14 protein-coding genes are annotated in these 20,840 nt (G+C 70.3%); 7 read left to right on the plus strand and 7 right to left on the minus strand.

Annotated features, from left to right (window positions below):
- Positions 1-152: 152 nt before the first annotated feature.
- Positions 153-1,640 (plus strand): sensor histidine kinase, encoded by a 1,488-nt coding sequence (locus HUA75_RS31115; RefSeq protein WP_141643455.1) that lies wholly within the window; start codon positions 153-155, stop codon positions 1,638-1,640.
- Positions 1,622-2,989: a sigma-54 dependent transcriptional regulator gene (locus HUA75_RS31120; protein ID WP_141643454.1), complete on the plus strand. Its 1,368-nt coding sequence runs from the start codon at positions 1,622-1,624 to the stop codon at positions 2,987-2,989. Before HUA75_RS31115 ends, HUA75_RS31120 begins: the two co-directional genes overlap by 19 nt.
- Before the next feature lie 3 nt (positions 2,990-2,992).
- Here the strand turns inward: HUA75_RS31120 and HUA75_RS31125 are convergent, their stop codons facing one another.
- From HUA75_RS31125 to HUA75_RS31135, 3 genes are all read right to left on the minus strand, one after another.
- Positions 2,993-3,799, minus strand: a complete 807-nt coding sequence (locus tag HUA75_RS31125) for a glutaminyl-peptide cyclotransferase (RefSeq protein WP_254627856.1) — start codon at positions 3,797-3,799, stop codon at positions 2,993-2,995.
- Between the two features lie 79 nt (positions 3,800-3,878).
- Positions 3,879-4,853 carry a lysylphosphatidylglycerol synthase domain-containing protein gene (locus HUA75_RS31130; RefSeq protein ID WP_217446351.1) on the minus strand — a complete coding sequence of 325 codons (975 nt, stop codon included), beginning with the start codon at positions 4,851-4,853 and terminating at the stop codon, positions 3,879-3,881.
- A gap of 72 nt (positions 4,854-4,925) precedes the next feature.
- Entirely contained in the window at positions 4,926-5,387 is a 462-nt protein-coding gene (locus HUA75_RS31135) for a response regulator transcription factor (RefSeq protein ID WP_141647417.1), read from the minus strand.
- Positions 5,388-5,833: 446 nt separating this feature from the next.
- Between HUA75_RS31135 and HUA75_RS31140 the strand changes: the two genes are divergently transcribed.
- Positions 5,834-7,330 carry a Do family serine endopeptidase gene (locus HUA75_RS31140; protein WP_141647416.1) on the plus strand — a complete coding sequence of 499 codons (1,497 nt, stop codon included), beginning with the start codon at positions 5,834-5,836 and terminating at the stop codon, positions 7,328-7,330.
- Between the two features lie 57 nt (positions 7,331-7,387).
- Here HUA75_RS31140 and HUA75_RS31145 read toward each other — a convergent pair whose 3' ends face one another.
- Entirely contained in the window at positions 7,388-7,738 is a 351-nt protein-coding gene (locus HUA75_RS31145) for a DUF1428 domain-containing protein (RefSeq protein WP_141647415.1), read from the minus strand.
- Between the two features lie 108 nt (positions 7,739-7,846).
- On the minus strand, positions 7,847-8,197 hold the full coding sequence (locus HUA75_RS31150; protein ID WP_371746234.1) for a hypothetical protein: 351 nt from the start codon (positions 8,195-8,197) through the stop codon (positions 7,847-7,849).
- Between the two features lie 172 nt (positions 8,198-8,369).
- Here HUA75_RS31150 and HUA75_RS31155 point away from each other — a divergent pair, with 172 nt between their 5' ends.
- Positions 8,370-12,398 carry a protein kinase gene (locus HUA75_RS31155; RefSeq protein WP_174488457.1) on the plus strand — a complete coding sequence of 1,343 codons (4,029 nt, stop codon included), beginning with the start codon at positions 8,370-8,372 and terminating at the stop codon, positions 12,396-12,398.
- An 8-nt stretch (positions 12,399-12,406) separates the two neighbouring features.
- Here the strand turns inward: HUA75_RS31155 and HUA75_RS31160 are convergent, their stop codons facing one another.
- Both HUA75_RS31160 and HUA75_RS31165 read right to left on the minus strand, forming a co-directional pair.
- Positions 12,407-14,206 carry an OPT family oligopeptide transporter gene (locus tag HUA75_RS31160; protein ID WP_141647413.1) on the minus strand — a complete coding sequence of 600 codons (1,800 nt, stop codon included), beginning with the start codon at positions 14,204-14,206 and terminating at the stop codon, positions 12,407-12,409.
- Complete coding sequence (locus HUA75_RS31165; protein ID WP_141647412.1) at positions 14,203-16,464, minus strand: PAS domain S-box protein; 2,262 nt, start codon at positions 16,462-16,464, stop codon at positions 14,203-14,205. The genes HUA75_RS31160 and HUA75_RS31165 overlap by 4 nt, the downstream gene beginning before the upstream one ends.
- A gap of 282 nt (positions 16,465-16,746) precedes the next feature.
- Here HUA75_RS31165 and HUA75_RS31170 point away from each other — a divergent pair, with 282 nt between their 5' ends.
- The 3 genes from HUA75_RS31170 (at position 16,747) to HUA75_RS31180 (ending at position 20,769) form a co-directional block, all read left to right on the plus strand.
- Positions 16,747-18,156 (plus strand): serine/threonine-protein kinase, encoded by a 1,410-nt coding sequence (locus HUA75_RS31170; RefSeq protein ID WP_141647411.1) that lies wholly within the window; start codon positions 16,747-16,749, stop codon positions 18,154-18,156.
- Between the two features lie 248 nt (positions 18,157-18,404).
- Positions 18,405-19,391, plus strand: coding sequence for a hypothetical protein (locus HUA75_RS31175; RefSeq protein WP_174488458.1), 987 nt, complete (start codon positions 18,405-18,407; stop codon positions 19,389-19,391).
- A 136-nt stretch (positions 19,392-19,527) separates the two neighbouring features.
- Entirely contained in the window at positions 19,528-20,769 is a 1,242-nt protein-coding gene (locus tag HUA75_RS31180) for a serine/threonine-protein kinase (RefSeq protein ID WP_174488459.1), read from the plus strand.
- Positions 20,770-20,840 lie beyond the last annotated feature (71 nt).

Consider the following 20,840-nt stretch of genomic DNA (forward strand, 5'->3'; position numbering starts at 1 on the left):
CGCACGAAGGTCGCTCCCACTCCCTCCAAGGACTCCGGCACGACGCACTGCTCTCTTCTCGCGGCACTCGCGGTACGTTGTGAGTACTTCCTTCCGGTCCATGCGTATTCGACCCCTCCAAGGTGCATGGACCGGAATAGCCTCGACCTCCCGTGAAACTCGCTCGCAAGTTCACCCTCGCCCTCGTCCTGCTCGCCGTGGCTGTCATCGCCGGGCTGCAGGTCATCCAGGTTCGCCGTGAGCTGGAGCGCTCGGCGCTGGACATGCAACACGACCACCAGCTGCTCGGTCACACGCTCGCCGGAGCCATCGGCAAGGCGTGGCAGCTCGCCGGTGAGCGTGAAGCCCTCACCATCCTGAACCAGTCCAACAGCTACCAGGGGCAGGTCCACCTGCGCTGGGTCTGGCTGGATGGTGGCCCGGGTACTCCGTCGCTCGTCGGATTCCCGCCGCGCCTGCTGGCCACGCTGCGCCAGGGGAAGGACGGCTCCATGGTGGACCCGAGCCCGGACCCTGGCCTGCTGCATTCCTACACGCCGGTCTTCATCGGCCGGGGCCAGCGCTTTGGCGCCATCGAAATCACGGAGTCGCTGGGCGAGGAGCGTCAGCACGTCTTCGTCACGGTGGTGGGCACCATCGTCGCCACCGGCACCATCACCTTCGCCTTCTTCATCGCCGCCATGGCCATGGGCCGCAAGCTCGTCGGCGAGCCCGTGGACGAGCTGGTCCAACTGGCGAACCGCTTCGGCCAGGGCGACTTGACGGCCCGCGTGCGGCTGCCGACCCGGCGCCGGGGCGATGAAATCACCATGCTGGCCAACGCGATGAACCGCATGGGCGAGCAGTTGGAGGAGACGCGCTCCCGCCTGTCCTCGGAGACTGTCGCGCGCCTGTCCGCGGTGGAGCACCTGCGCCACGCGGACCGGCTCACCACCGTGGGCAAGCTCGCCTCCGGCGTGGCGCACGAGCTGGGCACACCGCTCAACGTGGTGATGGGCCGCTCGAAGATGATTTCCTCGGGCGAAGCGGAGGGCGAGGAGGTGGGCGAGTGCGCTCGCATCATCAGCCAGCAGGCCCAGCACATGACGGGCATCATCCGGCAGTTGCTCGACTTCGCGCGGCGCCGCGCGCCCCACCGGGCCCCGGAGGACGTGCGGGAGCTGGTGGACCGCTCGCTGTCGCTGCTCAAGCCCATGGCCTCCAAGAAGAGCATCACCCTGGTGGACGACGTGCCCCCGGGTGTCATGCTGGAGGCCGATGGAGGACAGGTGCAGCAGGTGCTGACCAACCTGGTGATGAACGCGCTGCAGGCGATGAACAAGCCCGGAACGGTGCGCATCCACGCGACGCGCACCCGCGCCACGCCGCCCACTGACGTGGGGGGCGCGGAGAGCAGCTACGTGCGGGTGGACGTGGAGGATGAGGGCGGCGGAATCCCCCCGGACGTGCTGGGCCATGTCTTCGAGCCCTTCTTCACCACGAAGGACGTGGGCGAGGGCACGGGGCTGGGGCTGTCCGTCTCGTATGGTCTTGTCAGAGACCATGGCGGCTGGATTGCCGTGCGCAGCGAGCTGGGACGCGGTAGCTGCTTCTCCATCTACCTGCCGAGCGGAGGGGACACATGCCAGGCCGCGTCCTGATGGTCGAGGACGAGCGCGAGATGCGCGCCATGTTGGAGAAGGGGTTGACCCGTCGGGGCTACACGCCCGTGGCGCTCGGGTCCGCCGACGAGGCGCTGGCGCGACTGTCCGGCGAGGACTTCGACGTGGTGTTGACGGACCTGCGCATGCCCGGGATGGATGGGCTGGCGCTGTGTGAGCGCATCGTCCTCAACCGGCCGGACATCCCCGTCATCGTGTTGACGGCGTTCGGGAGCCTGGAGACGGCCGTCGCCGCCATCCGCGCGGGGGCGTACGACTTCGTCACCAAGCCCATCGACCTGGACGCGCTGGTGCTGGTGTTGGAGCGCGCGGTGCAGCACCGGGCCCTGCGCGACGAGGTGCGCCGGCTGCGGCAGGAGCTGGGACGGCAGCAGGACAGCGGCGCGGTGGTGGGCGAGAGCCCCGCCATGCAGCAGGCCTATGCGCTCATCGACCGGGTGGCGGACCTGGACTCCACGGTGCTGATTACCGGCGAGAGCGGCACGGGCAAGGAAGTGGCCGCGCGCGCGGTGCACACGCGGGGGCGGCGCGCGCCGGGGCCGTTCGTGGCGCTCAACTGCGCGGCGATGCCGGAGGCGCTGCTGGAGAGCGAGCTGTTCGGCCACGCCAAGGGCGCCTTCACGGACGCCAAGGCGACGCGCACGGGCCTCTTCGTCCAGGCCAATGGCGGCACACTGTTCCTGGATGAAGTGGGCGAATTGCCGCTCACGCTCCAGCCCAAGCTCTTGCGCGCGCTCCAGGAGCGCGTGGTGCGGCCGGTGGGTGGGGACACGGAGGTGCCGTTCGACGCGCGCATCGTGGCGGCGACGAATCGGGACTTGGAGCTGGCGGTGGAGGAGGGCCGGTTCCGCGAGGACCTGTACTACCGGCTCAACGTCATCGGAGTGGAGCTGCCTCCGCTGCGGGCGCGGGGCAATGATGTGCTGCTTTTGTCACAGCGTTTCATCGAACAGTTCGCGGTACGCAACAACAAGCGCGTGGTGGGACTGTCACCGGCGGCGGCGCAGCGACTGTTGGCCTATGGGTGGCCGGGGAATGTGCGCGAGCTGCAGAACTGCATGGAGCGCGCGGTGGCGCTCACGTCGTTCGAGCAGCTCACGGTGGATGACCTGCCCGAGCGCATCCGGAACTACAGCCAGCCGAAGGTGGTGCCGGAGAACACGGACCCGTCGGAGCTGGTGACGCTGGAGGAGCTGGAGCGGCGCTACATCCACCGCGTGCTGGAGGCGGTGGGTGGCAGTCGGACGCTGGCGGCGCGCATCCTCGGCGTGGACCGGAAGACGCTGTACCGGAAGCTGGAGCGCGACGACGAGGCGAAGAAGCCCTGAGCGTCAGTCGACGGTTTCCAGGCGCACTTCGAAGAGCTTCGGCCAGAGCTTGCCGGTCATCAGCATGCGGCCGGTGCCGGGCTCCACGGCGATGCCGTTGAGGACGGCCTCGCGGCTGTTCAGCTGGGGGGACACGGCGCGCGTCAGGGCGGAGGCGTCGATGATGGCGGTGACGTGGCCCGTGGTGGGGTCTATTTCGAGCACGCTCGAGGAGTGCCAGACGTTGGCGTAGATGACGCCGTTGGCGCACTCGAGTTCGTTGAGCTGGTCCTGGGGGAGGCCTTGCAGGGTGACTTCCACGGAGCCCACGGGCTCGAAGGTGTCGGGTGCGTGGAAGGTCAGCATGGAGGTGCCGTCGCTGCGGACCAGGCGGCCCTGCCAGTAGCACAGGCCCCAGCCATCACCGGAGTAGCGCGTGGTGCGCTCACGCGTGGGGGGCAGGCCGCTCCAGGTGTAGAGCAGGCCCTCGGTCCAGGTGAGCTGGTAGAGGTGCTCGCCGTCACTGGCGAGGCCCTCCGTGAAGATGTTGCCCAGCGGCTCCATCCACAGCGGCGTGGCGGACTCCAGGGAGAGTTCGCGCAGCGTGCCCTGGTTGCCGGTGCTTTCAAACAAGCGGCCCTGGTGGAAGACGAGGCCCTGCGTGAAGGCGTCCGTCGAGTGCGGATACTCCTGGACGATGTGCGCGACCTTCCGCGTCGGCGCGCCCTCGGGGGTGATGCGCCGCTGCGCGGGGCCACAGCTACAGCCGTTTCCCAGCCCCATGCCCAGGACACAGAGCGCCGACACCCACGCTGTTTGATGGACTCGCATCGAGGGAGCCACGGAAGCAGGAAACGAAGGCCGGCACAACACGCGCGAGGTCCGCTCCGTCCCGAACCGGGCAGGCACCTCACCCCTCCTGTCGTCGCCGTCCCAGCCGCGTCCGCAGCTCCGACAAGTCGCCGCGATGCTGCGAAAGCTCGTGCCCCAGCAGCATCACCGCCGCCACCGCGAAGGGCAGCAGGTAGTAGACGATGCGGTACACCACGAGCGTGCCGAGCAGCATCGACGCCGGCACCTCGGGCGTCAGCGCCGCCAGGATGATGGAGTCGAACACGCCCAACCCGCCGGGCACCTGACTCGCGATGCCCACGAGCTGCGCCACCGCGAACAACGCCACCATGCTCGGCGGCGAAATCCCCACCCCTGACGGCAACAACACCCACAACACCATCGCCGCCAGCGACCAGTCCAGGCACGACACCACGAGCTGCTCCAACGCCTGCCTCAGCGTGGGCAACGACACCTTCAGATGCAGGCGCTCCACCTTCAGCGTCCGCCGCATCCGCGCGCACAGCACCAGGTAGCCCAGCAACACCCCGAGCAGGCAGAAGCCCAGCCCCCGCGCCACCCCGGGCGAGAGCGACAGCGACGCCATGGCCCCCTGCCCCGCATCCACCACCAGCGCCACCCCCGCCACCGCCAACAACCCCACCCAGAACGTCAGCGCGTTGAACGTCCCTACCTGCGCCACATCCAGCGCCGTCAACCCCCGCGCAGAATACAGCCGGTAGCGAACGCCCCCTCCCGTGAGGAACGACATGCCGATGTTGTGGCCAAACGCATAGCCCACGAAGGCCGTGAACCCCACCTGCCGATAGGGCAGCCTGCGCCCCAGGTGCTTCAGCGCCAGCACGTCATAGAGCGTGAGCGCCAGGTAGTTGCACGCCGCGCACACCACCGCCAACACGATGCGCTCGCGCGGAATCGACGACAGCCCCCGGGCCACGTCCACCCCTCGCAACTCATGCAGCTCGTGGCGCATCACGATGAACGCCAGCGCCAGCAGCACCAGGGGGAGCAAGGCGAGGAGCGCTCGCCTCAACGTGGTTCGAGAGAGCACCCTTCGAGAGTGCACACCTGCTTCCATCCCCGCCCGCGTCGGGCAGGCAGGCGCTCAGCGGACCGGCGGAACGAGCGCCTCCGCCGTGGCGCACAAGTCCTCCATCGCGAAGGGCTTGTCCAACACACGCGCCGCGCCCAACAGCTCGGCGTCCCGATGCAGCTGCGCATCTCCAAACGCGGTGATGAGGATGACCGGCGTCGTCCAGCCCTCGCGCCGCAGCCGCGCCACCACCTCCAGCCCCGAGTACCCCGGCATGCGCACGTCGGTGATGATGAGGTCCGGCACCTGCGTCTGGTCCGCGAGCAGGCCATCGATGATGGCCTTCACCAACCCAGGCCCATCCGCCGCCTCCACCACCTCATAACCCTGGCGCTTGAGCGCCCTGCGCAACAACGCGCGCATCTCCGGCTGGTCCTCCGCGACGAGCACTCGCGGGCGCTGCCCTCGCTCCGGGTCCAGGAGCGGCCACGGCCGCGCTCCTGATTGCTGCTCCTGCTCTTCGTCTGGCCCCATCAAAGGTCGACTCCTTCCAGCGCGGTGGGCTGCCCGCCCTCTCTCCAACCTCCACGATGAAGGCCGGAACGTGGGTGCGAGCGTGCCCGGGCAGAGCATTCGACGTGCCACTTCATTCCCCAGGAGAAGGAGGCACTTCGCCCCGGGGACATTTGCCCCGAGCGGGGCACATTGCCCCGCGCTTCCTGCCCCGCGGCCCCCACTCTCAGAGGAGAACCCCCGCGCGGAGCCCTGGCCCGGCACGTGCACAGGTGTCTGGCATCGGTTCGGATGTGGGGACTCGCGGAACGAGCCCCGAGCAATGGCAGCCGTCGGGAGTCGGGGGACGACCAGCGGCACACCTTTCCACCTCCAGGGGGAGCCGCTCCGCGTCCTCCCCACGTCCGGGCCGATTCTCAAACACTCTTTCCTGGCCGGAACGCCTCCGGCCTCACGGAGAACGAACGATGGCCTGCTCGCTCCCCTCTCGCCGTTTCCTCGGTGCCCTGGCCCTCCTGCCCGCCGCGACGCTGGGCTTCGCGTGCGGACAGGCCCAGGCCCTGGGTGCCTCCAATTCCTCTCAAGCGACCGCCACGGTCGCCGCCACCGCGACGGCCGCCGCCGCGACACCTTCCGGCGCACCCGTGCAGCCCGCGCGCTTCAATCCCGCGACGTCCGGCACCGTCACCTCGCTGGCGCCACTCGTCGACTCGGTGAAGGGCTCCGTCGTCTATGTCGAAGTGCAGGCCCGCCCCAAGCGCATGTCGGGCATGCAGGGCCTGCCTCCGGGCTTCGCGGAGCGCTTCGGCATGCCGCCGGGCATGCAGGGCAATCCGCAGCCGCGTCAGGGCCTGGGCTCGGGCTTCATCATCGACGCGACGGGCACCGTCCTCACCAACAACCATGTGGTGGAGGGCGCGGACGCGGTGCGCGTGAAGCTGGAGGATGGCCGCTCGTTCGACGCGGAGGTGCTGGGCAGAGACCCGCTCACCGACGTCGCGCTGCTCAAACTCAAGGGCGCGCCGAACAACCTGCCCTTCGTGCCGCTGGGTGACTCGGACGCGGTGCGCGTGGGCGACGCGGTGATGGCCATCGGCAACCCGTTCGGGCTGGACTCCAGCGTCAGCGCCGGCATCCTCTCCGCGCGCGCTCGCGACATCCACTCCGGCCCCTATGACGACTTCCTCCAGACGGACGCCGCCATCAACCCCGGCAACTCCGGCGGCCCGCTCTTCAACATGAAGGGCGAAGTCGTGGGCATGAACACCGCCATCATCGGCGGCGCCAGCGGCATCGGCTTCGCGGTGCCCAGCAACCTCATCCGCGCGCTGTTGCCCCAACTCCAGGAGACGGGCGCGGTGCGCCGTGGCTACCTGGGCCTGGCCATCCAGGACCTCACGCCGGAACTGGCGCGCGCGCTCAAGGTCGACGCGGCCAAGGGCGCCGTCGTGTCCGGCATCAGCCGAGGGGGGCCTGGCGACCGCGCGGGCCTCAAGGAAGAGGACATCATCACCTCCGTCGGTGGCCGCGCGGTGGAGTCCGCCGGAACGCTCACCCGCGCCGTGGCGCTGCTCAAGCCCGACAGCCGCGTGAAGGTGGAGCTGGTGCGCGGTGGCAAGCCCCTGTCGCTGGAGGTGACGCTCGGAACACGTCCGGCCCAGCGCGGCGAGGAGGAAGTCACGCCGCGCAACTTCACCGCTCCCGCCACGCGCAAGCTGGGCATCAGCCTGCGTGACGCGGAAGGCGGCGGCGCTCAAATCATGGAAGTGGAGCCCGGCAGCCCCGCCGAGCGCGCGGGCCTGATGCCCGGCATGGTGCTGGTGCAGGTGGGTGACGACAAGGTGTCCAGCGCGTCCGACGCGGCCAACACCCTGTCCTCTGTGAAGTCGGGCGCCGCGCTCCTGTTGCGCGTGCGAGCCCCGGACTCGGAATCCACGGTGCTTCGCGCCCTGGAAATTCCGTAGTCCCTCACGGTGTCCGGCGGGCCTTCCCTCCCACCCGCCGGACGCCGCTGAGGTTTTCTAGAGCGAGACGATGGGCTTGAAGCCGCCGTACATCATCCGCTTCATGTCGAAGGGCATGCTCTGCATGCCACTCAGGCGGGGGTCCTTCATGACCAACTTGTTGATGCGATTGCGGTCGGCCTTCGACGCATAGACGATGAAGGAGAACACCACCGTCTCCCCGGGCTTGCGCTTCACGCTCTTGGCGAACAGGGCGAGCGGGGCTTCGGCGATGTCATCGGCGACGCACTCGGTGTACTGGAGCGCGCCGTGCTCGCGCCAGATCTTGCCAGCCTTGCGCGCAATCTTGCGGTAGGCGGCGAGGTTCTTCGTGGGCATTGGCAGGACGAATCCATCGACGTAGGGCATGACAACCTCCAGGAACGAGAAGAGCGGCCAGTCAAACACGCCGCTCCTCGCGCCACGGGAAGCATCCCTTCATCACGACGAAATTCCGACACCTCGGCGCGGGCGCGCTCACGTCCCCGGGCGGAAGCGCAGGGCGCTCCAGACCGTGTCGATGGCCACCTGTCGCACGGCCTGGATTCCCTCCTGCTCCAGGCGCCTGGCGAGGATGTCCCGGTTGAGGTCCGTGTCGAGCTGCCCCGCCTTTGGGTACGCCACCCACGCGACGCGGTCCTCCTTCGCCGCGGCGATGACGGGCGCGCACTTCGTGTCCACGTCCTCCATCCGCGTCACGAAGAGCAGCAGCCCTTCCGCCTTCACGGAGGAAGTCGTCACGACATCGTCGAGGTCGACCCCCTTGGGCTTGCCGAGGACTCGGGCCTTCATGTCCTGCTTGAGGTTCAGCTTCTTCGCCAGGCTCACGGGACGCGGTCCTCCTCGGGGAAGGCGGCATGACAGCATCGCCACCCGGGCGGGGCAATGAACGTGCGTTCGCGCCAGCAAGAGGCCCTGGAGTCCAGGTGATGCGAGACCGACCCCCGGGGTTTCCAGGGGGTGTCCTGAATCCCCATTGCATTTGGCGTAGAGTTGCCGCGTGCCGCGGTGCCAGACATGTGGGCGGCGCTGGGAAGGCTCCCACGCGCCGTGCCCGCCGAACTCACCTGTCGACGGGGCGGGACGTGCGTCGTCCGCCGAGCCCCCTCCACCACTCATCCCCGGCTACCTCGTCGAAGGGGTGCTGGCGCGCGGCGGCTTCGGCGTGCTGCTGGGCGCCCGGCGTGAGACGGACCAGCAGCGCGTGGCCATCAAGCTGGCCCGCACCGGCAATGCCCTGGCCCGCGCGCAGCTCGTCCGGGAGTCGGAGGCGCTGCGCACCCTGGGGCCGCCCACCGTGCCCGCGCTGTACGAGGTGGGCGTGCTCTCCGAAGGCATTCGATTCCTCGTCATGGAGCACGTCCCGCTGCCCACCCTGGCGGAGCGGCTGGCGCGCGCCGCGGGGCCCGTGCCGGCCCAGGAGCTGGCCGCCCTGGCCCTGTCCGTGGCGGACACGGTGGCCCACGTCCACGCGCGAGGGCTGGCGCACTGCGACTTGAAGCCCGAGCACCTCTTCCTGAACGAGGACGGCGGCGGGCAGGTGCGTGTCTTCGACTTCGGCCTGGTGCGCGGAACCTCTCCCCTGGAGGGCTCGGCCCTGCCCGGGGAGGGCGCGACGACAAGCGACTCGTCTGGCTTCGCCGGCACCGCGGAGTACATGGCGCCGGAGCAGTGCGCGGGAAACTCGGACGTGGACGCGCGCACGGACGTGTACGCGCTGGGCGTGCTGCTCTACGAGATGCTCACCGGTCGGCCGCCCTTCTTCGGCCCCACGCCGGACGTGCTCCAGGCACACCTGGCCCTGCGCCCGCCTCCGCCCTCCGACTTCGCGCCCGTGCCTCCGGCGCTGGAGGAAGTCGTACTGCGATGTCTGGCCAAGGAGCGCGCGCGCAGACCCGAGGACGCCACGGCGCTCGGCACCGCGCTGCGTGAGGCCTTCACTCACGCGCACCGACCCCACGAGCCCGTCACGCCCCGTCCCACCGCGCCCGGTGAGCCTCGGCCCGCGCAGGTGCGCCGCTCGGTCGCCGTGCTCTTCCTGACGTCCCGCGCCAACCCCGTCAGCCTGCAGAAGGGGCTCGCTTCCTACGGTGGGCATCTGGCCTTCACGGATGGGCCGCGCATCGCCGCCGTGTTCGACCCGGACGTGGGAGAAAATCCCGTGCGCCGGGCCATGCGCGCCGCGGAGGGACTGGCCGACCGGGGACTGGCCGCGAGCGCCCTGGTGGACGTGTCCGCCGTCACCGTCCAGCGCCGTCCCACCGGCACCCCTCGCTACCTGGGCGCCATCCTCTCCCGCGCGGACCGCTACCCCATTGGCCCGGAGACCCATGGGCTCCTGCTGTCTCCCGCCGCCGCGGAGGCCGTGCCAGAGGTGCCCTGCACGGAGGTGCCCGGCCATCCCGGACTGCTGCGTCCCGCGTCCCCTGGCGCCGCGCCTCGCCCAGACATCACCGTGCTCCAGTTGGGCAGCGAGGTGCTCGTCGGCCGCGAGGCAGAGCTGACCTCGCTGTTGGACAGCGCCCGCGCGGCGGTGGGCGAAGCGGCGCCGACGCTGGTCACCGTGATGGGCGAGCGAGGGCTGGGCAAGAGCCACCTCGCCGCGGCGCTCGCTCGCGAACTCCAGATGCAGTTGCCACTGACTCGCATCTACACCACGCGCTCACGCGAGCCGGTCCAGGGCGACCCGGACGGTACGCTGCGCACGCTCCTGCGCTGCGCGCTCAACGCCTTCGAGAGCGACAACACGGACACGGAGGAGCAGGGCCGCGCGTCCATCATGCAGCGGCTGGGGCCCACGCTGGGCACGGAGCTGTGGCCGGGCGTGGCCGCGACGCTGGGGTGGTATGCGCCGGGCGGGCCGGAGCTGCAGAGCTGGGCGGCGGCGCCGGGTGCGCTGCGCTCCCTGGCCATGCGCGCCACGGGTGAGTTGCTGGCCGCCACCGCACGCGAGCGCTCGCTGTGTCTGGTCATCGACGACGCGCACTTCGCGGAGGAGACGGCGCTGGATGCGCTGGAGTACGCGTGTCTCGCCGAGGCGAGCGTCCCCATCTGGGTGTGTGTGCTGGCGCGCCCGGGGTTCGAGAAGAGCCGGCCACTGTGGGGCACTCGCGCGGCCCGACAGTCCACGGTGACCCTGCGCGCGCTGGGGGCGGAGCAGGCGCAGGAACTGTGCCGCATGCTCCTCAAGCCGGTGGAGAACGTGCCGGCGCAGGCGGTGGACCGCATCGTCGAGCGCGCCCAGCACGTGCCGCTCTACATGGTGGAGCTGGTGCGCGGCCTCAAGCGCCAGGGACTGGTCCGCCAGCGCGCTCCGGGCGGGAGCTGGTACCTCGTCACCGACGGCGTGGAGAAGGTGCCCGAGCTGCGGCTCGTGGAGTGGCTGGCGGACCGCGAGCTGGGGGCGCTGCCGCCGACGCTCGCCGCGCATGCCCGGCTGTGCGCCCTGCTGGGCACGGACTTCACCGCCGCCACGGCGGAGGGCGTGGTGCGGGAGCTGGAGCGCGACGGCGCGGCCGGTGGCTTCCCGCTGGATGCGGGCCATGCGACTCGCAGGTTGCTGGACTCCGGACTGCTGGTGTCCCACCGCCTGGAAGGACTGAGCTTCCGCAACGAGCTCTTGCGCGACGCGGTCGCCGCCACCCTCCCCGCCGCCGAACGCCAGCGCATCCACCGCGCGGCTTACCGCTACTTCCTGGGGCCCACCGGGGCCAGCGAGCGGCAGCGCCTGCCTCGGCTGGCCCTGCATGCCGCCGCCGCGGACCTGCGCGACGAGGCCGCCGCGCTCTCCATCGACCTGGCCGAGTCCGCACGCGGACGCCACGCGTTCCTCGACGCGGAGGCCATGTACACGCGCGCGTTGGATTTGCTGGAGAGCACGGACGAACTGCGCTGCCTCACCGCGCTGCGAGGACGCGGGCTGATGCGCATCCGCATCGGCCGGTATGACGACTCGCTGGCGGACTTCGCCGCCGCTCGGGAGCGAGCCCAACGATTGGGTGACACTCGCACGGAGGTGGAGCTGCTGCTCGACGAGGCCATGGCGCTGGACTGGGTGAATGACTATCCCGCCAGCGAGGCTCGCGCGCTGGAGGCGCAGGCGAAGGCGGCCCGTGTGGGCTCGGCCTATGTGCAGGGCCGGCTGCTCCTGGCGGTGGGCCGCGCGCTGTTCCGCAAGGGCGAGTGGCAGGAAGCCCGCGAGCCCCTGGAGGCGGCGGCGGAGATTGCCCGGCGCCTGGGCGACGCGGGCTATGAGACGCAGGTGGTGTCCCAGTTGCTGCTGGCCGTGATGCTCCCCAACCTGGGCGACATCGACGAGACGGACCGGGTGCTGTCGGAGGTCGTCGCCGCGTGCACCGAGCGTGGCGACCTGTTCCACCTGGGCAGTGCCATCAACAACCGCCGAAACCTGTGGGTGGCTCGCAGGGATTTGGCCAACGCGTTGAAGGACCAGGAGCGCTTCATGCACCTGGGACGCGAGCTGGGCATGGTGGGCTGGGAGTACTTCGCCGAGCACAACCTGGGTGAGCTGCACTACCAGGCGGGAGACGTCGACGCGGCCACGCCGCACATCACCCGGGCCATCACGCTGGAGCGCCGGCACCCGGAGGTGGCGCCACGTCCGTGGGCCCTGCTGCTCCAGGCGCGCACCATGGCGTGGCTGGGACGGCAGGCGCGGGCCCGCGAGTTGCTCGCGCAGGTGCGGCAGGTGTTGTCGGAGGGCCGCAACGGAGTGGAGTTGAGCCCGTCGGAGGAGGTGCTCTTCGCCATGGTGGAGCTGGCCACGCGCGACGCCACGGCGGAGGCATGGCACACGCTGCGGGAGTGGTCCGCCCAGGTGTCCGTGGAGCAGGAGCCGCTCGAGGTGCTGGAGATGATGGGGTTGGCGGCGCTGCGCCGGGGTGAGCGAGAGGAAGCCATCCGCATCCTGACGGACGCGCTCCAGCTCGCCTCGCGGCTGCCCAATCTCATGGAAGCGCGCATCCGCCGCTCGCTGGAGCGTGCTCGGGACAACGCCCCTCCGACGTGAAGTGCCCGCTACGCCATGAAGCCCAGCAACTTGAGCGCGCCGATGAGTACGCCCACGAGCGACTCCGCGGCAATCGCTCCCGCCGCCAGCGCGGGAACATTGCGCCCCGTCGCGTGCGGCCAACGCCACCGCGCCACCGCCGCCATCGCTCCACCCAGGCACAGCGTCACCGCGAAGTAGGCGGGCAGGATGAAGCCGATTCCCATCGCCACCGGTGAAGGCATCCACCGCGCCGCCCGACCTCGCGCCAACAGCGTCAAAAGCGCGCCGACACCCGCCGCCACGCCACCCGCCAGCGCCGCGTTCGGCGGCAGGCCCGCGAGCCCCTTCACCGCCAGCTCCGCCACCGCGCGGAACTGATGTGAGAACGGCGCGGGCAACGCCTCCGAGCCCAATCCATACGCTCGCGTCAGCAGCAGATACGCCGGAACGCTCACCAGCGAACCCGCCAGCACTCCCACCAACTGCGCCCCGAGCATCCTCCGTGGCGAGGCCCCCAGCAGGTGCCCCGCCTTGAGCGCCCACATGCTCACGCCCGTCTGCGCCGCCGCCCCGGACACCACACCGCCCACCGCGATGTTCGGCGCCACCGCCCCAGGCAGCAGCACCCCGGCCGCCACCTGCGAGAGCTGCCCCACCTGCGTCACCGGCGACACATCCACCTGTCCCGCGCCACGCGCGCACACCGCGCACAGCGGCAGCAACACCACCAGCGCCAGCAACACCTGCGGCACGCTCATCCCAAACAGGCCCACGCCCAGCGCCAGCGTCACCACCGCCGCCGCGCCGCCACACAGCCACGCCCACCGAGGGAGCGTTCCACTCCGCTTCAGTGAGCCCAAATCCTTCGCAGCGCCCCAGAAGTCCCGAGCCTGCGCCGCGAGCGACACCACCGCCGAGCCCACCAGCAACCCCACGCCCGGCCACGTGAGCCAGCCAAGCAGGGAGTCATAGGTGGCGTCCTTCACCGCGCCCGTATTCAAGAGCCACGGCGCGAGCACGCCCCACCCCACCAGCGCCCCGGCCAGCATGCTCAAGCCCAGGTGCAGCCCCGCCATCATCCCCACCGCGAGCAGCATGGGACTCCACGCCAGCCCCCACGTCAGCGACGCGGTCGACACCCCGCCCACCGAGCCCGGCGCCGCCACCATTCCGGGCAGCTTCTGGAGCACATCGCGCACCGCCGTGATTGCCGCGGACACCCCCGCCGCCACCGCCAACCACACCCCGCGCCCGCGATTCTCCTCGGGCGCAGAGGCATGCATCGCGGTGATGAGCTCCGCCGTGGTGATGCCGGTGGGAAAGGCCAGCGCCTCTTCCTCCATCAACCGCCGCCGCAACAGGTGCGCCGCCAGCACACCGAGCACCCCCAGCGCCACGCTCCACACCGCTACTCCCACGCCGGGCACGTCCAACCCCAGCAGCATCAGCGCGGGCAAAGGCCCCAGGAGCCCCGCGGCCGCCGGCATCGCGCCCACCGACACCGCTGTCACCTGCGTGAGGTTGTTCTCCAGCGGCGTGTACGGCGAGCCGCGCCTGCGAGACACCGCCGCGAGGCCACCGAAGCCCAGCACCGCCGCCGTGACGGAGCCGCTCTCCCACCAGCCCAACTTCAACCCCATGGACACGTTGGTGACAGCCAGGAGCGCGCCGACGACGAGCCCCATCCCCAGCGCACGCGCGGTCCCCTCCCTCGGCTCGCGGACAGGGGACGGTGCTTCATCGGAGACCGCCGCCAGACGCGTCTCGCCGGCGACCTCGGGGACAACAGGAGTGGAGGACACGATGGGTTCCAGGGGACTGCTCATCTGCCCGCCTCCGCTGAACGACCCACCAACTCCCGGAGCTGGGTGAGGTCCAACGGCTTGGAGATTTTCAGGTTGGGCACGTCGCGCAGGAAGGACACCGTGCGCGGGGTGAAGGCGCCGCCCGTCATGAACACCATGCGGCCCGCCTGCTCCGGCACGCTGCGCCCCAGCTCGTGGTACAGGTCCATGCCCGTCATCCCCGGCATCATCACGTCGCAGAGGATGAGGTCGAAGCGGCTGCCCTCGTTGAGCAACCTCAGCGCCGCCTGCGCGCTGTTCGCCGTGGCGACCTCATGGTCCGCCGCCAGCGAGCGCTGGAGCGCCAGCGTCACGTTCGGCTCGTCATCCACGACGAGGATGCGCGCCCGCGCATTGACGGCCACCACCGCCGTCAGCCTCGGCAGCACCTCCAGCTCCCGCGTCGCCGCGCGCAACACCACGCGGAAGGTGCTCCCCTTGCCCGGGTCGCTCTCCGCATGGATGGAGCCGCCCATCGACTCGATGATGCCGTGGCAGATGGACAGCCCCAACCCCGTGCCCACGCCCACGGGCTTCGTGGTGAAGAACGGGTCGAAGATGCGGTCCATCACCTCGGGCGACATCCCCATGCCCGTGTCCCGTACCTCCACCAGCACCCGGCCGCGGTCTCCCGCGCGGATGACGACGCGGATTTCATGCTCGTGCTCCGGCGAGCGGTCCTCCGGAATCGCCTGCGCCGCGTTCAGCAGCAGGTTGAGGAACACCTGGCACAGCCGCGACTCGCTGGCCTCCACCGGGGCCACCGGCTCGAACTCCGTCACCAGCCGCGCGCGGTGGCGGATGACGTTGTCCGCCATCTTGCACGCCAGCTCCACCGCGCGGCGCACGTCCACCGGCATCAGCCGCACTTCCTGCTCGCCGCGCGCGAAGACCTTCAAGTCGCGGACGATGGTGGCGATGCGCTCGGCGCCCTCGGTCGTCTCGCGCACCAACTGCTGGAGCGAGGCGATGGCCGCCGCGGGCACCTGGCTCTCCATCCGCTCCAGCCCCTCGCGCACCAGGTGCAGGTTGACGAGCATGTAGGCCAGCGGGTTGTTGATTTCGTGCGCCACGCCCGCGCCCAGCGTGCCCACCGACGCGAGCCGGTCCGCCACGACGAGGTGCGCCTGGAGCTGCTTTCGCTCGGACGTGTCGCGGTGGACCATGATGTTGGCGATGGTGCGCCCCTCGCTGTCGCGCAGCGGCACGACGACGGATTCGCACCAGCAGGTGGTGCCGTCGTGGCGCTTGAACTCCAGCTCCCCCGTCCACCGCCCCTGCTTCTCCAGCGCGGCGAGCACCATGCCGGTGAGCCGGTCCGGCTCCTCCGGATGCAGCACGCGGAAGAGCGTCTGTCCCAGCGCCTCCGTCTTGTTGCGGCCGAACATCCGCTCCGCGCTGGCGTTCCAGTCGATGATGCCGCCGCCCAAATCGGTAATCACCACGCCGTCGTAGATGCTCTCGAAGATGAGCGCCTGACGGTTCAGCTCCTGCTCGGCCTGCTTGCGCGCGGTGATGTCCATCACCGTGCCCGTCACCCGCGCCGGCATGCCCGACGCGTCGCACAGCACATCACCCTTGCAGGAAATCCACCGCCACCCGCTGCCCTGCGGCTCGATGCGGTACTCCACGTCCACCTGCGTCTTCTTCTCCAGCGCGGTGGACAGGGCCTCTCGCACGCGCGGCAGGTCGCCGGGGTGCACCACCTCCTCCAGCTCCATGGCGCGGCCGGACAGCTTTCCCACCGCCAGCCCCAACAGCCGGTCCACCTGCTCGCTCCACGTCACCCGGCCGCTCTGCGCGTTCCAATCCCAGATGCCCACGCGCGCGGCGGACAACGCCTGCCGCAGTTGCTCCTCGCGCTGCTCCAAGAGCTCCCGCTTGGAGAAGCGGAACACCGTGACGGTGCCAATCTGGAGCCGGTCTCCCTCTTGAAGCTCCGCCGTGGCGATGGGCGTGCCGTTGAGCAGCGTGCCGTTGGTCGACTCCAAATCCGTGACGTGGCAGCCCCCGTCGAGCGCGCGGATGATGCGGGCATGCTTGCGCGAGACGCCGTGGTCGTCGATGCGCACCGTGGCTTCGGAGCCTCGGCCGATGATGTGCTCGCCGGGCTCCAGCCGGTACGCCTTGCCGATGGCCGCGGGCGTGGTGGTGCTGATGAGGATGAGGCAGGCACCCGTCGAGGAAGGCGGAGCCAGCGCCATGCCGGCGCAGGTCGTGAGGTCATCCAATGTCGTCATCAAGAGGCCCCCCGGCACCACGCGCCGCTTCCGTCCACCCGACCTGCCCCGACTCGCACGCGTGATGTCACGTCCCGAGAATCCAGCAGTCCCCAGCCACGGCGTCCAACCACCCGGGGTGTTGGGGCGTCCGAGCATTCGCAAGGCAACATCTGCCCCCACGCACCCCACCCGAGGTGATGGGTGGTGAACGCATGGCGGGGATTGGCGCGACGCGGCGGTCGCTTCGGGCCCGGGGCATGCAGCAGGGCTCCAGGGTGGGTGGTAGGGTGCTGACCACACATGGCGGCCGACTCCGAGAGCACGTTCCGCATCCAGGCACGGGCGGATCTGCATGGCTCCGAGCGAGGGCGTGGCGATGCGGGCCGAGGTGAACGGGGCCCTGGCACGCTTGCGGGCGAGTACATCCTCAAGGCCCTGCTCGCCTCCGGTGGACACGGCAGCGTCTACGAAGCCGAGCACCGGATTCTGGGCCGCCGCGCCGCGGTGAAGGTGCTGCATCCCCACCTGGCGGATCAGGGCGAGATGCTCAAGCGCTTCGTGCGCGAGGCCCGCGTGGTGAACCAGATTCGCCACCCCAACATCGTGGATGTCTATGACTTCGGGCTGATGCCGGACGGCAGCCCCTACTACGTCATGGAGCTGCTCGCGGGCCGGACGCTGGGCCAGGTGGTGCAGGAGCGCGGCCGGCTCTCCGCGTCCCGCGCGCGCGCCTACCTGGAGCCCGTGTGCGGCGCGCTGGAGGCCGCGCACCGCGCCGGCGTCGTCCACCGCGACTTGAAGGCCAGCAACATCCTCGTCGTGGAGGAGGGCGAGAAGCCCCGGGTGAAGCTGCTCGACTTCGGCATCGCCAAGCTGATGCACGCGGAGCCCTCGCAGGAGGGCCTCACCATCGCCGGCCAGCGGCTGGGCACCGCGCACGCCATGGCCCCCGAGCAGTTCCGCGGCTCCACCATTGGCCCGTACACGGACATCTACGCGCTGGGCGTGCTGCTGCACCAGTTGCTCACCGGCCGCTACCCGTTCCTCTGCGAGGACCGGATGGAGCTGGAGCGGCTGCACCTGGAGGCCCCCGCGCCCCGGCCCAGCGCCATCGCCCCGGTGTCCCCCGCCGTGGACGCGGTGGTGCTGCGCTGTCTGGAGAAGGACGCCAGCCGGCGCTTCAGCAGCGTGGGCGCCTTCCTCGCCTCGCTCGCCGACGCCGCGGAGGAGCCCGTGCAGCCCGCGAACCGCTCCCGGCTGGCGCTCGCCGTCCACGCGGAGGTGATGCTGCCCTCCGCCGCCCAGGACGACGACGCGATGTACGCCGTGCTCGCGGATGTGCTGGACGGACTCGAGCAGGGCCTGCGCGGCGGCGGCTTCCTGCTCGCGCTCCAGTCCGGCACCACCCTGCTGGCCGTGCGCCCCCTGGAGAACGGGGCGCCCACGCCGGAGCGCACCGCGTACCTGCGCGAGGCCGAGCGCTCCCTGCGCATCCTCCAGCAGGCCGCGCAGAAGCTCGCCGACCCCGTGGATGCCCGCGTCCACCTGTGCCTGCACCTGGGCCAGGCCGAGACGCGCGGCGACACCGGAGAGTCCGAAGTCGTGGGAGGCCCCGTCACCGACGTGGGCGCCTGGCGACTGCGCGGACCCGAGGGCTTCGCCCTCACCCCCGCGGCGGCCTTGTCCCTGGAATTCCCGGAACCAATCTAGGCCTCCCGGAAATCACAGACATCCGTTGATTCCATTTCATCCAGGACTGCCTGAGTCCTGGACCTTACAGCCTGACTGTTGTGATTCAGCTTCCATAGGAAAATTATTTCCCATGCGGCATGCAAAAGCCTGAAACCCCGGCAAATCTTGTCGAACCCATCAGTTACAGCGGCATTCTTTGGGAGTGCTGAAACAGGTGGGCGGCAAGGTGGTCAGCGAACGCTGACTGCCACACACGGGGGAAAAGCATGCACCGCACACCAGCTTCGCCGTCGCGTCGTCACACCACCGCTCTCCAACTCCACGCCCGGGGATGGCTCGCGGGGCTCCTGAGTCTGGCGCTTGGAACAGGGGCCTGTGGCGTGGGGGTGGAACCGGTGGGGGATGACCTTGGACACCTGCGACAAAGCCAGGTGTCGACGAATGGCCTGTCGACAAATGGCCTGTCCACGAATGGCCTGTCCACGAATGGCCTGTCCACGAATGGCTTGTCCACCAATGGCCTGTCGACAAATGGCCTGTCCACGAATGGCTTCGTGACCTGGTTCAACCAGGATCCGGCGACGGCGGACTCGGTGATGGCCTACGTGGTGACGTGCGCGGTGCAGGCGGGGGTGGCGCGCCAGTTCACCAATCCGGTGACGGGAATCACACACATGTGGCTCGGAGCGCTGGGGCTGGCGCCGCGCTGGGCCTCGGGGCTGCCGGCGACGGAGGTGGAGCAGCAGGTGGTCTCCGCCTGCCTCGCGGCGCACGCGAACAAGTACGGCCTCCACGTGCCCATCTCCGTGCTGGGCCTCACCACGTCCCAAACGAACGCGCCCATCCCCTACACGGCGGAGGAGCTGGCCACGTACAACCAGCAGGAGGCGTGCTTCTTCGGCAACCTGTTCGACGGCACCGGCGTCTTCGCGGCCAATGACCAGCCCTACCTGTCCGCGGACAAGAGCACCCCGCGCACGTGTGGACTGGCGTCGGGCCCCACGCAGGCGTGCCCTCCCATCACCCACGTGGGCATGTGCGCCACGCTGTGCCAGCCCGCGGTCGTCGGCACCACGCCCCAGCCCTACTACGAGAGCTGCGCGTACAACGGGAAGTCGTACCGCCCCATCACCGCGCGGATTCGCTCGCAGGAAATCTATCGCTGCGGCGACGGCATCTGTCAGTTCACCGAGCGCTGCGGCACGGACACCACCGCGTTGAGCTGCCGCGCGGATTGTGGCACGTGCCCCTGAGGGCGGACCGTTGGTCTTCCACGACACAGTCCGCGCCGGCGTGTCGGGCCCCCCGGGCCCCCGCCGGTGGGGACATCCCCCTGGGTGGTGTTAATCTCTCCCCATTCCCGAGGTCGGGCCGGACACGGGAGGTGGCATGAACGGTCTTCACGTCCTGGACGCGCCCGAGGGCACGGACATCGCCGGTTACACGGTGGAAGGGCTGCTGGGCGCGGGCGGCTGCGGCGTGGTGTATCGGGCCACTCGCGACGGACAGGCCGTGGCGCTCAAGCTCCAGTCGCTGGCGCAGTTGGGCGGCTGGGCCCGGCGCGAGGTGGCCATCCTGACGCGGTTGGCGCACCCCAACGTGGTGGGCTTCCGCGACGGCGGCCTGTTCCCGCCGGAGGCGCCCGAGTGGCTCTATCTGGCGATGGAGTACGTGCGCGGGCGCCCGCTGGCCCAGTGGGTGGAAGAGGAGAACCCCGGGGCACGGAGCGCGGCGCGACTGGCGCTGGGGATGGCGCGAGGACTGGAGGCCGCGCACGCGGCGCAGGTGCTCCACCGCGACATCAAGGAAGCCAACGTGGTGGTGCGCGAGGAGGACGGCACGCCGGTGTTGATGGACTTCGGCGTGGGGGACTACTCCGGAGCGCCCCGACTTCCGCGCGGCGTGCTGCCCCCCGGAACCCCGCGCTACCGCAGCCCGGAGGCCCTGGCCTTCCGCCGCGAGCGCCGCGACGGCGTGTACCCGGCCACCAGCGCGGATGACCTGTATGCGCTCGGGGTCGTCCTCTACTGGATGCTCACCGCGCGCTACCCCTTCGAGCAGGTCGAGACACCCGAGGGAGAACTGGCCGTCATCCACCACCCTCCGGTGACGCCGTACGTGCTCAACCCCCGGGTGCCGTGGGAACTCAGCGAGCTGTGTCTGCGGCTGCTCTCCAAGCAGCCCTGGCGCCGGGGCACCGCGAGAACCTGGTGCGAGGCCCTGGAGACCGCGCTCGCCAGCGCCGACGCGGCGTGGGAGCAGCCGCTGTTCCCGGACGCCGCCGAGCTCCCACCCGACGGCCCAAGCCAGCGGACCCCGTCGCGAGGACGGCGCTCCAGCCACTCCGGGAGGCTGCCCGCGATTCAGACCGTCGAGCCCCTGGCCGAAGCGGAGCCGCCAAGACTCGTGGTCCGGGCGCGGCCGGTGACGCGGACGCGTCGCGCCATCGAGTTACCGCGCGCCCTGCTGGCACTGGGCGTGGGGGTCTGCCTGGTGGGCGGCGTGGGGTGGTGGGCGCGGCGCTGGCTGCCCTCGGTGCTCGCGGTGACGTTGAGCAGTCGCGCGCGAGCGCCGGAGCAGAGCGGGGCCTCCCATCCCCACCTCCGAGAAGCACCCACACCGGCGCGGTGACACGCGGACCTTCCACTCGCCAACGCTGTCGGAGTCCGCCGGGAGCGCGGGCGTCGACTAACCATCTGGAC

The sequence above is a fragment of the Myxococcus sp. CA040A genome, assembly GCF_013336725.1.
Taxonomy (GTDB): Bacteria; Myxococcota; Myxococcia; order Myxococcales; family Myxococcaceae; genus Myxococcus; species Myxococcus llanfairpwllgwyngyllgogerychwyrndrobwllllantysiliogogogochensis.

Coding starts and splice junctions, on each gene's coding strand:
- HUA75_RS31145 (WP_141647415.1), bottom strand. CDS start 7,738: ATGCCCTACGTCGATGGATTCGTCCTGCCAATGCCCACGAAGAACCTC.
- HUA75_RS31135 (WP_141647417.1), bottom strand. CDS start 5,387: ATGGGGCCAGACGAAGAGCAGGAGCAGCAATCAGGAGCGCGGCCGTGG.
- HUA75_RS31140 (WP_141647416.1), top strand. CDS start 5,834: ATGGCCTGCTCGCTCCCCTCTCGCCGTTTCCTCGGTGCCCTGGCCCTC.
- HUA75_RS31120 (WP_141643454.1), top strand. CDS start 1,622: ATGCCAGGCCGCGTCCTGATGGTCGAGGACGAGCGCGAGATGCGCGCC.
- HUA75_RS31125 (WP_254627856.1), bottom strand. CDS start 3,799: ATGCGAGTCCATCAAACAGCGTGGGTGTCGGCGCTCTGTGTCCTGGGC.
- HUA75_RS31165 (WP_141647412.1), bottom strand. CDS start 16,464: ATGACGACATTGGATGACCTCACGACCTGCGCCGGCATGGCGCTGGCT.
- HUA75_RS31160 (WP_141647413.1), bottom strand. CDS start 14,206: ATGAGCAGTCCCCTGGAACCCATCGTGTCCTCCACTCCTGTTGTCCCC.
- HUA75_RS31175 (WP_174488458.1), top strand. CDS start 18,405: ATGCACCGCACACCAGCTTCGCCGTCGCGTCGTCACACCACCGCTCTC.
- HUA75_RS31180 (WP_174488459.1), top strand. CDS start 19,528: ATGAACGGTCTTCACGTCCTGGACGCGCCCGAGGGCACGGACATCGCC.
- HUA75_RS31170 (WP_141647411.1), top strand. CDS start 16,747: ATGGCGGCCGACTCCGAGAGCACGTTCCGCATCCAGGCACGGGCGGAT.